At 66.1% G+C, this 11,605-nt stretch carries 15 protein-coding genes; all 15 read right to left on the bottom strand.

What is annotated here, in order from left to right:
* Window positions 1–44 precede the first annotated feature (44 nt).
* Window positions 45–527 carry a type II toxin-antitoxin system RatA family toxin gene (locus tag AC5JCN_RS04850; protein WP_495753897.1) on the bottom strand — a complete coding sequence of 161 codons (483 nt, stop codon included), beginning with the start codon at window positions 525–527 and terminating at the stop codon, window positions 45–47.
* A 19-nt stretch (window positions 528–546) separates the two neighbouring features.
* Entirely contained in the window at window positions 547–1,539 is a 993-nt protein-coding gene (gene lipA / locus AC5JCN_RS04855; RefSeq protein WP_495753898.1) for a lipoyl synthase, read from the bottom strand.
* Between the two features lie 84 nt (window positions 1,540–1,623).
* The gene (locus tag AC5JCN_RS04860; RefSeq protein WP_495753899.1) at window positions 1,624–1,902 is read right to left on the bottom strand and encodes a GlsB/YeaQ/YmgE family stress response membrane protein; all 279 of its coding nucleotides are present in this window, start codon (window positions 1,900–1,902) and stop codon (window positions 1,624–1,626) included.
* A 67-nt stretch (window positions 1,903–1,969) separates the two neighbouring features.
* Window positions 1,970–2,308: a GlsB/YeaQ/YmgE family stress response membrane protein gene (locus AC5JCN_RS04865; protein ID WP_495753900.1), complete on the bottom strand. Its 339-nt coding sequence runs from the start codon at window positions 2,306–2,308 to the stop codon at window positions 1,970–1,972.
* Window positions 2,305–2,871 carry an RDD family protein gene (locus tag AC5JCN_RS04870; RefSeq protein WP_495753901.1) on the bottom strand — a complete coding sequence of 189 codons (567 nt, stop codon included), beginning with the start codon at window positions 2,869–2,871 and terminating at the stop codon, window positions 2,305–2,307. Before AC5JCN_RS04870 ends, AC5JCN_RS04865 begins: the two co-directional genes overlap by 4 nt.
* Window positions 2,868–4,256, bottom strand: coding sequence for a dihydrolipoyl dehydrogenase (lpdA, locus tag AC5JCN_RS04875; RefSeq protein ID WP_495753902.1), 1,389 nt, complete (start codon window positions 4,254–4,256; stop codon window positions 2,868–2,870). Before lpdA ends, AC5JCN_RS04870 begins: the two co-directional genes overlap by 4 nt.
* 22 nt (window positions 4,257–4,278) lie before the next feature.
* Window positions 4,279–4,764: a hypothetical protein gene (locus tag AC5JCN_RS04880; RefSeq protein ID WP_495753903.1), complete on the bottom strand. Its 486-nt coding sequence runs from the start codon at window positions 4,762–4,764 to the stop codon at window positions 4,279–4,281.
* The gene (locus AC5JCN_RS04885; RefSeq protein ID WP_495753904.1) at window positions 4,761–5,141 is read right to left on the bottom strand and encodes a hypothetical protein; all 381 of its coding nucleotides are present in this window, start codon (window positions 5,139–5,141) and stop codon (window positions 4,761–4,763) included. The genes AC5JCN_RS04880 and AC5JCN_RS04885 overlap by 4 nt, the downstream gene beginning before the upstream one ends.
* A gap of 40 nt (window positions 5,142–5,181) precedes the next feature.
* Window positions 5,182–6,540 (bottom strand): pyruvate dehydrogenase complex dihydrolipoamide acetyltransferase, encoded by a 1,359-nt coding sequence (locus tag AC5JCN_RS04890; protein WP_495753905.1) that lies wholly within the window; start codon window positions 6,538–6,540, stop codon window positions 5,182–5,184.
* 12 nt (window positions 6,541–6,552) lie between these two features.
* A complete protein-coding gene (locus AC5JCN_RS04895; protein ID WP_495753906.1) occupies window positions 6,553–7,947 on the bottom strand; it encodes a pyruvate dehydrogenase complex E1 component subunit beta in 1,395 nt (464 codons plus the stop codon).
* A 19-nt stretch (window positions 7,948–7,966) separates the two neighbouring features.
* Window positions 7,967–8,263 carry a DUF5076 domain-containing protein gene (locus tag AC5JCN_RS04900; protein ID WP_495753907.1) on the bottom strand — a complete coding sequence of 99 codons (297 nt, stop codon included), beginning with the start codon at window positions 8,261–8,263 and terminating at the stop codon, window positions 7,967–7,969.
* Between the two features lies 1 nt (window position 8,264).
* The gene (locus tag AC5JCN_RS04905; protein ID WP_495753908.1) at window positions 8,265–8,411 is read right to left on the bottom strand and encodes a hypothetical protein; all 147 of its coding nucleotides are present in this window, start codon (window positions 8,409–8,411) and stop codon (window positions 8,265–8,267) included.
* A gap of 7 nt (window positions 8,412–8,418) precedes the next feature.
* Window positions 8,419–9,867, bottom strand: coding sequence for a pyruvate dehydrogenase complex E1 component subunit beta (locus AC5JCN_RS04910; RefSeq protein ID WP_495753909.1), 1,449 nt, complete (start codon window positions 9,865–9,867; stop codon window positions 8,419–8,421).
* Between the two features lie 93 nt (window positions 9,868–9,960).
* Window positions 9,961–11,019 carry a pyruvate dehydrogenase (acetyl-transferring) E1 component subunit alpha gene (pdhA, locus tag AC5JCN_RS04915; protein WP_495753910.1) on the bottom strand — a complete coding sequence of 353 codons (1,059 nt, stop codon included), beginning with the start codon at window positions 11,017–11,019 and terminating at the stop codon, window positions 9,961–9,963.
* Window positions 11,020–11,212: 193 nt separating this feature from the next.
* Window positions 11,213–11,542 (bottom strand): FtsB family cell division protein, encoded by a 330-nt coding sequence (locus tag AC5JCN_RS04920; protein ID WP_495753911.1) that lies wholly within the window; start codon window positions 11,540–11,542, stop codon window positions 11,213–11,215.
* Between the last annotated feature and the right edge of the window lie 63 nt (window positions 11,543–11,605).

The raw sequence follows: 11,605 nt of genomic DNA on the forward strand, positions 1-11,605 counted from the left end.
CCGTATCTCCGAAACCGATCGGAGGCAGGATGCACCAGGGTCTCTTAAGGCCGCGTCACCGCGATCTGCGGCGCCGGCCGGTAGACCTGGTCGGCCCGTTTCTCGAAAGCCTCGGCGAATTTGCGGAAGGCCTTGTCGAACATCGCGCCCATCAGCAGCCCGAGCATCCGGCTGGCGAACTCATAGGAGATGAAGAAGCCGATCTCGCAGCCGCCGCCCTCGGCCTGCGGATTGAAGCTCCAGCGGTTCTGCAGGTAGCGGAACGGCCCGTCGACATATTCGACCAGGATCTTGCGATTGGCCGGATCGAGCGTCACGCGGCTGGTGAAGGTCTCGCGGATCGCCTTGTAGCCGACGCTCATATCGGCAAGCAGAACCTCGCCGCCGCCCTCGCGCGGGGTGCGCTTGCGCACGACCAAGCCCTCGCAGAGCGGCAGGAACTGCGGATAGCGCTCGACATCGGCGACGAGCGCGAACATCTGCTCGGGGCTGTGACGCACCCGGCGGGTGGTGTTGAACATCGGCACGGGAGGTCGTTTCGTCCCTTCAGCCGGTCCTGGCCGCCCGCGCGGCGCGCAGCCGGGCGAAATCCTCGCCGGCATGATGCGAGGAGCGCGTCAGCGGCGTCGCCGACACCATCAGGAAGCCCTTCACATAGGCGATCGCCTCGAAACCCTTGAACTCCTCGGGCGTGACGAAGCGGATCACCGCATGGTGTTTGCGCGAGGGCGCGAGGTATTGGCCGATGGTGATGAAGTCGACATCGGCCGAGCGCAGATCGTCCATCAGCTGCAGGACCTCGTTCCGCTCCTCGCCGAGGCCGACCATGATGCCGGATTTGGTGAAGATCGTCGGGTCGAGCTCCTTGACCCGCTGCAGCAGCCGCAGCGAATGGAAGTAGCGCGCACCCGGCCGCACCGTCAGGTATTTGCCGGGCACGGTCTCGAGATTGTGGTTGAAGACGTCGGGCCTGGCCGCGACCACGACCTCGAGCGCACCGGGCTTGCGCAGGAAATCCGGCGTCAGGATCTCGATCGTCGTGCCGGGCGAGGCCTTGCGAATGGCGCGGATGACCTTGGCGAAGTGCTCGGCGCCGCCATCCTTCAGGTCGTCGCGGTCGACCGAGGTGATGACGACATGTTCGAGCCCAAGCTTGGCGACGGCCTGCGCCACCTTGGCCGGCTCCAGCGCATCGAGCGCCTCGGGCACGCCGGTCTTGACGTTGCAGAAGGCGCAGGCCCGCGTGCAGGTGTCGCCCATGATCATGAAGGTGGCGTGCTTCTTCTCCCAGCACTCGCCGATATTGGGGCAGCCCGCCTCCTCGCAGACCGTGACGAGCTTGTTCTCCTTGACGATCTTCTGGGTCTCGGCCCATTTCGGCGAACCCGGCGCCTTGACCCGGATCCAGTCCGGCTTGCGCAGCACCGGGTTCTCGGGCCGCTTCTGCTTCTCCGGATGACGCAGTTCGACCGCGTCGGCTTTCGGATTGCCGAGATTGGGGCGCGGATCGCGGTTGAGCAGGTCGAGAACGAGGGCCATCGTCGCGTCGGTCCAAGGAAAAAGGGCCGGCGGACCGGCCCTTCCTAGCTAATCCTCAATGGCGGTTCCGGCAACCTCGCGCCGTCAGCTTCTGCCGCGCGCTGCGTTCCAGATCACGATGACGATCACCGCGCCGGCGACGGCCGCCGTCAGCGTGCGCCAGAAGCCGAAGACCGGGATGTCGAGCAGTTCGGCCACCTTGGTGCCGACGAAGGAGCCGGCGACGCCGACCAGCATGTTGGTGAAGAGGCCGTGGTCGGACGAGGTCAGGCGCTCGGCGATCCAGCCGGCGAGCATGCCGATGAGAAGGGTGGCGAAGAAGCCGTAGCCCGGCTGGGCCATGGTGGCGGCGAAACTCTGCATGGTCGAAATCCCCCAGGCTTTGCGCGGATGCGCGCAGCGAAAACGGTCTCCGCGGCAGCTGGTTCCCTCACGCGATGAAGCGCGCCAGCAGCACGACGAGGATCGCTCCCAGCACAGCCATCGCCGCCTCGTCGAGCCACTCCCGGCCGGTATCGATCCGCCACCCCGTCAGCCGCACCAGCCCCTGCCCGACCAGCATGCCGAGCACGTCGACGACGGCATGACGGACGAGGCCGCCTCCGCCGACGATAAGGCTGGCGACGAAGCCCGTGACGGTCCCGAGCGCGACCGTCGGCACCGGCGCACGCCAATCCAGCATCAGCCCCCCGCCGGGCGGCAGGATCTCGACCTTGTCGTCGGGGACGATGCGATCGGGGCCACCGGGCTTCCGGGCGCGGGGCGTCATCGAGAAGAAGACTCGTTGGGCGTGTCTGGGCGGCGAATTTTGACGGTTTCCAAGCCCAAAATGCGCTCCAGCAACGACTTTTCTTGCCGGCTATCGCTATCCGAGATTGGAAAAAGCACGAACCAAAGCCAGACAACGAGCCCGATAATGAGAAGCAAGGATGACCATGCTTCCGAACCCGGCCCCAAGACATAGGCCGCCAGCGGCCCCGGAGCGAGAATCATGACGCCAAGAGCGAACATGACAACACTTCTGGTTATCGTTTCCGGCCAACCCAACGGAGACCCGTCACTACGGCGCGTTCGGCAGCCCATAGCGAGCTTGCCGAGCGAGCCGCCGAAATAACGATGCAACACGATACTCAAGATAAAGAGTATCGATGTCATCCAGGCCATAACCGTCAGGTATGCGGCGAAATCCGCTGGGGAATAGCGTTGCATAAAGCTGAAAGGCGGCTGCACACCGGTTTTTGCGACAACAACATGCCAGACAACGACAAAGACCAGTGCATCGATCAGCGCATATGTGACGCGCCTGGCCGTCGAGACGAGCTTATCCCTCAAGCGTTCAGCACCTTCCCGTAAGCGTCCAGCACGCTCTCCTTCATCGTCTCGGAGATCGTCGGGTGCGGGAAGATCGTGTGCATCAGCTCCTCCTCGGTAGTCTCGAGGTTCATCGCGACGACGAAGCCCTGGATCAGTTCGGTCACCTCGGCGCCGACCATATGGGCCCCGAGCAACTTGCCGGTCTTGGCGTCGAAGATCGTCTTGACCATGCCGGAATCCTCGCCGAGCGCGACCGCCTTGCCGTTGGCGACGAAGTTGAAGCGGCCGACCTTGAGCGCGTGGCCGGCCGCCTTCGCTTTCGCCTCGGTCAGGCCGACGCTGGCGATCTGCGGGTGGCAATAGGTGCAGCCCGGGCAGATCACCGCCTCGTGCTCGGCCTTGTGCGCCAGCATCGGCGGGCCGGCGACGTCGCCGATGGCGTAGAGCCCCTTGACGTTGGTGCGGCAGAGATCGTCGATGACGATGCAGCCGCGATCGGTCTTCACGCCGAGCGCCTCCAGCCCGAGATTCTCGATATTGCCGACGACGCCGACCGCCGAGATCATCCGGTCGGCGGTGATGGTCTGCTTAGCCCCCTTCTCGTCCTCGATATGCGCCGTGACCGAATCCGCGCCCTTCTCGACCTTGGTGACCTTGGCGCCGGTCAGGATCTTCATCCCCTGCTTCTCGAAGGCTTTTCGCGCAAACGCGCCGATCTCGGCATCCTCGACCGGCACGACCTGCGGCATCACCTCGACGACGGTGACCTCGACGCCCATCGTCCGGTAGAACGAGGCGAACTCGATGCCGATCGCGCCCGAACCCATCACCAAGAGCGATTTCGGCATCTTCGCCGGCACCATGGACTCGAAATAGGTCCAGATCAGCTTGCCGTCCGGCTCGATGCCGGGCAGCGCGCGCGGCCGCGCGCCGGTCGCCAAGATGATATGGTCGGCGGTGTAGCTGCCCTCGCCTTTCGCATTCTTCGGCGGCGGCACCTGCGGCTGCATCGCCGGCTTCTTCGTCGGCGCGACCGCGATCGTGCCGGGCTTCACCAGCTTGGCCTCGCCCCAGATCACGTCGACCTTGTTCTTCTTCATCAGGAACTGGACGCCGTTGTTCATCCGGGCCGCGATGCCGCGCGAGCGCTTCACCACCGCGTCGAGATCGGCCTTGAACGAGCCCTCCAGCACGAGCCCGTAATCCTTGGCGTGCTGGCCGTAATGCAGGATCTCCGCCGAGCGCAGCAGCGCCTTGGTCGGGATGCAGCCCCAGTTCGAGCAGATGCCGGCGAGATGCTCGCGTTCGACGATCGCGGTCCTGAAACCGAGCTGCGCCGCCCGGATCGCCGCGACATAGCCGCCGGGGCCGGAGCCGATGATGATGATGTCGTAGTCGGACATGGTGCTGCTCCCGTCGGAGGTCTCAGAGAAGGTGGCCGGTCGCGGCCTTGACGCAATCGTCGTTGATCGTCGCGAATTGCCGGTCAGCCTCTACGAAGAGCGCGTCGAACGCGTCCTTGGGCAGAGAACCGGCTTTTTCCGCGATGGTGTTGAGCTGCCACGCCAAGGCGCTGTAGCGGGCGCGGGCGGCATCGGGGTGAAAGTTGGCGAGGAAGGTGCCCAGACCGCCGAACTGATAGGCCAGCGCCTTCAGCTCGGCCCCGTTCATTCCGGCCGAGCCGGAGAGCTGCACCGCCTCGGCCTTGAGCCGAAAACGAAAGAAGGTGTCGATCAGATCGCGGCAGGTCCTCAGGCTCTCCGTGCGCAGGATGTTGCGCTGCATGCTGTCGATGCTGCGCAGATAGTTGACGTTCTGCACGACCGACGCCACGAGCGAGAGCAGAGCGATGACGACCGAGACCAGCGCCAGCCGTCTGTTGTTCGCCGCACTGTCCGACTCTTTCGTCATCGAGCACTTCGGCCCCGACCTCTGGCGGCCGGCCGCCCGTCGTCGTCTTCCTCTGAAGGCAGATCGCGGCCGCGCCGTGGGCGAGCGGCCTCGAGCCGGGCTGGAACACGGAAACGGCCTCGCGACGGCGCCGGTGGATCACGCTCCAGCGGCCAGAGCATGATGTCGCTCGCATGCAGCGCGATGCTCACCTCCGCGCCGAGCGTCGGCTCGGGAGGCTCGCTGTAGACCTTGCGGAATTCGACATAGCGGCGGCCGCTCCAGGCGCGATAGACGGCGCCGCCGTCGAGCCGCTCGATGCTCTCGACATTGCCGAGCCGTTCCAGTGCGCGCTCCACGGCCGGATCGGCCAGGACCTGCTGCCAATCGCGAAACACGCTCCAGGTCCTCGCCATGCGACCGACCCCTTCCGCCCGCTCACACCAGCATCGCCATCGGCTTCTCGATATAGCCCTTGAACGCCGCCAGCAGCTCGGCTCCCAGCGCCCCGTCGACCGCGCGGTGGTCGGTCGAGAGCGTCACCGACATCACGGTCGCGACCGCGAGTTCGCCCTTGCGGACGATGGCGCGCTGCTCCCCGGCGCCGACCGCCAGGATCGTCGCATGGGGCGGATTTACGATCGCGGCGAAATCCTTGACGCCGAACATGCCGAGATTCGAGACCGCCGTGGTGCCGCCCTGATACTCCTCGGGCTTCAGCTTGCGGGCCTTGGCGCGCCCGGCCATGTCCTTCATCTCGTTGGAGATCTGGCTCAGCGTCTTGTGGCAGGCATCGCGGATGATCGGCGTGATCAAACCGCCGGGGATCGAGACCGCGACGCCGACATCGGCATGCTTGTGCTTGAGCATGGCGTTGTCGGTCCAGGAGACGTTGGCGTCGGGCACCGCCCGCAGCGCCAGCGCCAGCGCCTTGATCACCATGTCGTTGACCGAGAGCTTGTAGGCCGGCTTGCCGTCTTTTTCGGGCGCGGCGGCGTTGAGTTCGCCGCGCAGCTTGAGCAGCGCATCGAGCTCGCAATCCACGGTGACGTAGAAATGCGGGACGGTCTGCTTCGCCTCGAGCAGGCGGCGCGCGATCGTCTTGCGCATGCCGTCATGCGGGATCTCCTCATAGGAACCCTCGGCGAAGAGCTTCTTGGTCTGCTCGTCGGACGGGCCGGTCGCGAGCGGCGCCGCTTGCTTCGCGGCTGCGGGAGAAGCCGGCGCGGCAGCGGGCGAAGCCTTGGCCCCGCCTCCGGCCTTCGCCGCGGCGATGTCCTTCTCGACGACCCGGCCATGCGGGCCGGAGCCCGCGATCTTGGCGAGGTCGAGCCCGGCCTCCCTGGCGAGCCGGCGCGCCAGCGGCGAGGCGAAGGCACGGTCGCCCACCGGCCGGTGCTCGCCGCCGGTATTCATGCCGGCAGCCGCCGTCATCGCCACCTGCTGAGCAGGCGCTGCCGCCTGGGGCTCGGCCGCTTTCGCCGCCGGCTTGGCCGCTTCGGCCTTCGGAGCCTCCGTCTTGGCCGGCGCGCCAGTGATGCTCTTGGCATCCTCGCCCTCGCCGGCGATCACGCCGATGATCTCGTTGACCGCGACATCGGCAGTGCCGTCCGGCACCAGAATCTTCGCCAGCACGCCCTCGTCGACGGCTTCCACTTCCATGGTCGCCTTGTCGGTCTCGATCTCGGCGATGATGTCGCCGGACTTGATCTTGTCGCCTTCCTTCTTCAGCCATTTGGCGAGGTTGCCCTTCTCCATGGTCGGAGACAGCGCGGGCATCAGGATGTTGGTCGGCATCGGTCAGCCCTCTCAGCGGTAGCAAACGGCTTTGGCCGCCGCGACGACCTCGCCGATGTTCGGAAGCGCGAGCTTCTCCAGGTTCGCCGCATAGGGCATCGGCACGTCCTTGCCGGTGACGCGGGCGACCGGGGCGTCGAGATAGTCGAACGCCGCCTCCATGATCTTCATGCCGATCTCGGCGGTGACGCCCGACTGCGGAAAACCCTCCTCGACGGCGACGCAGCGATGGGTCTTCTGCACAGAGGCGATCACGGTCTCGATGTCCATCGGCCGGATCGTGCGCAGGTCGATCACCTCCGCCTCGATGCCTTCCTTCGCCAGCGCCTCGGCGGCCGCGAGCGCATAGGTCATGCCGATGCTGAAGGACACGATGGTGACGTCGGTTCCGGGCCTGACCACCTTGGCCTTGCCGATCGGGATCAGGAAATCGTCGCTTTTGGGCACCTCGAACTGGCGGCCGTAAAGAATCTCGTTCTCGAGGAAGATGATCGGGTTGGGATCGCGGATCGCGCTCTTGAGCAGGCCCTTCGCGTCCGAGGCGCTGTAAGGCATCACCACTTTCAGGCCCGGCACGTTCGAATACCAGGCGGCATAATCGTGGCTGTGCTGCGCGCCGACACGGGCGGCGGCGCCGTTGGGGCCCCGGAAGACGATCGGGCAGCCCATCTGGCCGCCGGACATGTAGAGCGTCTTGGCGGCCGAGTTGATGATGTGGTCGATCGCCTGCATGGCGAAGTTGAAGGTCATGAACTCGACGACCGGCTTGAGGCCGGTCAGCGCCGCGCCGACGCCGATGCCGGCGAAGCCATGCTCGGTGATCGGCGTGTCGATGACGCGCTTGGGCCCGAATTCCTGCAGCAGCCCCTGCGTCACCTTGTAGGCGCCCTGATACTCGGCGACCTCCTCGCCCATCACGAAGACATCGCCGTCGCGGCGCATCTCCTCGGCCATGGCGTCGCGCAGCGCCTCGCGCACCGTCATCGAGACGACCTCCGCGCCGGCCGGGAATTCGGAGGTGGCGTCGTAGGACTTCGCCTGGGCCGGCACGCTCGCAGGAGCGGTGGCGGGTGCCTCGGCCGCCGGCGCGGGCTTGGCGTCCGGCGCCTTCTCGGCGGGCTTGCTCTCCGCCGGCTTGGCGGCGGCGGCCGCGCTCGCATCCTCGCCCTCGCTGGCGATCACGCCGATCTTGGTGTTGACCGCGACATTGTCGGTCCCGTCGGCGACGAGGATCTTGGCAAGGATGCCCTCGTCGACGGCCTCGACCTCCATCGTCGCCTTGTCGGTCTCGATCTCGGCGATCACGTCGCCGGACTTGATGGTGTCACCCTCCTTCTTCAGCCACTTGGAGAGATTGCCCTTCTCCATTGTGGGCGAAAGCGCGGGCATCAGCACGTTGACGGGCATGTCGGGGCCCCTGGTTCGGTCAATGGGCGGCGGTAGTGGTGCCGTGGTCGGTGGGAGTGTCGAGTTCGCTCTGAATGCCTTCGACGATGCGAGCCATGGCTTCGTCCTCGGCCAGTCCCGCCTCCGCCGCGTAGATTCGGGCGGCATGGCGAGCGAGGTCGACGAGGAGGACACCCCAGACGAAGGGGTCGTCGAACGAGCGCCGCATGGCGACGCTGACGGCGCCCTCCACGACGACGGCGCGCACCACCTCGTGGCCGCCCTGTTCGATGGCGTCCGGCGGTGCTTGCAGTTCGTGAAACTCGGGAGCAGCCATGTCAGGCGTCCTCCGGGGCCAGCGACTGCCGCGGGCTCGGCCGCGGCTGCGTGCCGAGCGACCCGTTGGTCAGCTCCGCAACCATGTTGGCCGGCGCGGCCTGAACGTCCGCATAGGTCGCATGGCGCTTGACGGTGACGGTCCGCATCGGGAGCTCAGCGATAGGTGACTGACCGCACGGCCTCGATCACGTCGGCCACGCTGGGCAGCGCCAGTTTCTCGAGATTGGCGGCGTATGGCATGGGCACATCCTTGCCGGTGACGCGTCGCACGGGCGCGTCCAGCCAGTCGAAAGCCCGCTCCATCACCTGAGCGGCGATCTCCGCTCCGATGCCCGCCTGCGGCCAGCCTTCCTCGACCGTCACGCAGCGGCCGGTCTTCTTGACCGACGCGATCACCGTGTCGATGTCGAGGGGGCGCAGCGTGCGCAGGTCGATGACCTCGGCGTAGATGTGCTTCTTCGCCAGTTCCTCGGCGGCCTTCAGCGCATAGGTCATGCCGATGGACCACGCGACGATCGTTACATCCTTGCCGGGCCGGGCGACGCGCGCCTTGCCGAGGGGAATGGTGAAGTCGTCGAGCCGGGGGATGGGCGAGGACTGCCCGTAGAGGATCTCATTCTCCAGGAAGACGACCGGATTTGGGCTCCGAATCGCCGACTTCAGGAGGCCCTTGGCGTCCGCAGCCGTGAAGGGCGAGACGACGATCAGGCCGGGCACGCTGGAATACCACGCCGAGTAGTCCTGGCTGTGCTGGGCCGCGACGCGGGCCGCCGCTCCGTTCGGGCCGCGGAAGACGATGGGGCAGCCCATCTGTCCGCCAGACATGTAGAGCGTCTTGGCAGCGGAGTTGATGATGTGGTCCATCGCCTGCATTGCGAAGTTGAACGTCATGAACTCGACGACTGGCTTCAGCCCGGCAAACGCGGCGCCGACCGCGAGCCCGGCGAAGCCGTGTTCGGTGATCGGAGTGTCGACGACCCGCTTGGCGCCGAACTCCTGCAACAGGCCCTGCGTCACCTTGTAGGCGCCCTGGTACTCGGCGACCTCTTCGCCGATGACGAAGACGTCGCCGTCGCGGCGCATTTCCTCGGCCATGGCGTCCCGCAATGCTTCGCGTACCGTCATCGTCACCATTTCGGTGCCGGCGGGGATCTCCTGCGAGGCGTCGTATGCTCCCTCGCCGGGGGGTGATGCGGGCACCGCCGGTACGCGCTCGGACGGCTCGCCGGACGCGGTATCCGTGACCGCCGGCTGGTAGGCCTCCGGCTGCGCCGGCGCTGGCTCGGCCACGGCCTCGGAGGTCTCCGGCTCGCCCGGCATGCTGGCGCCGCCGGTGGCCGCGACCTGCGTCGCGTCCTCGCCGTCGCCGGCCAGGATCGCGATCTTCTGGTTCACGGGCACGTCTGTGGCACCGGCGGGAACGAGGATCTTGGCGAGCACCCCCTCGTCGACGGCCTCCACCTCCATCGTGGCCTTGTCCGTCTCGATCTCGGCGATGATGTCGCCGGACTTGACGGTGTCGCCCTCGTTTTTCAGCCACTTGGCGAGGTTGCCCTTCTCCATCGTCGGCGAGAGAGCGGGCATCAGAATGTCGATCGGCATCGGTGTCGATCCCTGTGGGATGGCGCGTCGCGCGGCCAGGCAGGATAGTTCGGCCGGATGGCGGGTACGGCGCCGAGAAGCGCCGGACCTGATTTACTTCAGGATGTCGGTCCAGAGTTCGGCGGGATCGGGCTCGGGGTCGTTGGTGGCGAACTCCGCAGCCTCGTTGACGACCTCTCGGACTTTCGCATCGATGCCCTTGAGTTCGTCTTCCTTCATGCCCCACTGCTCCAGGAGCCGCTTGCGGACCTGCTCGATGGGGTCGCGCTCCTCGCGCATCTTCTGCACTTCGTCCTTCGACCGGTACTTGGCCGGATCGGACATCGAGTGCCCGCGATAGCGGTAGGTCTGCATCTCCAGGATATAGGGACCCTTGCCGTCCCTGCACCACTGCACGGCCCGGCGCGCGGCCGCCACCACGGCGCGGACATCCATGCCGTCCACCTGCTCGCCGGGGATGTTGAACGAGATGCCGCGCTTGGAGAAATCCGTCTGTGCCGAGGCCCGGTTCACCGAGGTGCCCATGGCGTAGCGGTTGTTCTCGATGACGTACACGACCGGCAGCTTCCAGAGCTCGGCCATGTTGAAGCTTTCGTAGACCTGGCCCTGGTTGGCCGCGCCGTCGCCGAAATAGGTCAGCGAAACATTGTCTATGCCCCGGTAGTGGTTGGCGAAGGCCAGCCCCGTGCCGAGGGAGACCTGAGCACCCACGATGCCGTGGCCGCCGTAGAACTTCTTCTCGACGCTGAACATGTGCATCGAGCCGCCCTTGCCCTTGGACAAGCCGCCCCGGCGCCCGGTCAGCTCGGCCATCACGCCCTTCGGGTCCATGCCGCAGGCCAGCATATGGCCATGGTCACGATATCCAGTGATGACCTGATCGCCGTCCTTCGTCGCCATCTGCATGCCGACGACCACGGCCTCCTGGCCGATGTAGAGATGGCAAAAGCCGCCGATCAGTCCCATGCCGTACATCTGTCCCGCCTTCTCTTCAAAGCGGCGGATCAGCAGCATGTCGCGATAGGCCTGAAACTCCTCGTCGCGCTCCAGCGGGATCGGGCCATTGCCCTTCCGGCCCGCGGCGCCTTTGGCTGTGGTGGAACGGGATGCGTCGGCTCTCGACGCAGGGGTCTTGCGGGCGGCAACCGCCATCGGCTCCTCCATGCGGTCCTGTCCGGACCGTTGTGAAGGAGACTATCCCAACACCATGGCGATAGCGAGGCCCGGCAAGCGCGCAACCACATTGCGTGGTGCGCAGAACTGCTTTGAGATTGCTTAGTTTTTCAGGATGAACCGCCTTTTGGTTCATCGCTCTGGACTGGTTGGCTGCTTATGCTGCGCCGCATCATCGGGGCGGCGCGCCGCTCCCTGTCATGATGACAACGTCGTTGCGGTGCAGGCGGTTCAACGTCAGCCGGGCTTCTTCGTCGAGCAGATCCTTGTCGACGCTTTCGTTGCGCAGCATTGCCACGCGCTCATCCCATCTGGTGTGCTCGCCCTTGAGCTCGTCCAGCTCTTTCGTCAGGTCCACGATCTGCTGCTTCAGCGCCATTTTGGTGGCGATGCCGCGGTCACCGTGCTGGGCGTGATAGACGAAATATCCCACCACCCCGCCGGACACGAGATAGAGGACGAGGGGAATCAGAAAAGCCCGGAGGCGGGAGCGCACGACCATGCCGGCAGAGTGGAGCCGGCATGGTTGCCCGGGCGTTAACGCCGGGCCTGTCGCGACGCGACC

It is taken from the genome of Alsobacter sp. (assembly GCF_059501845.1).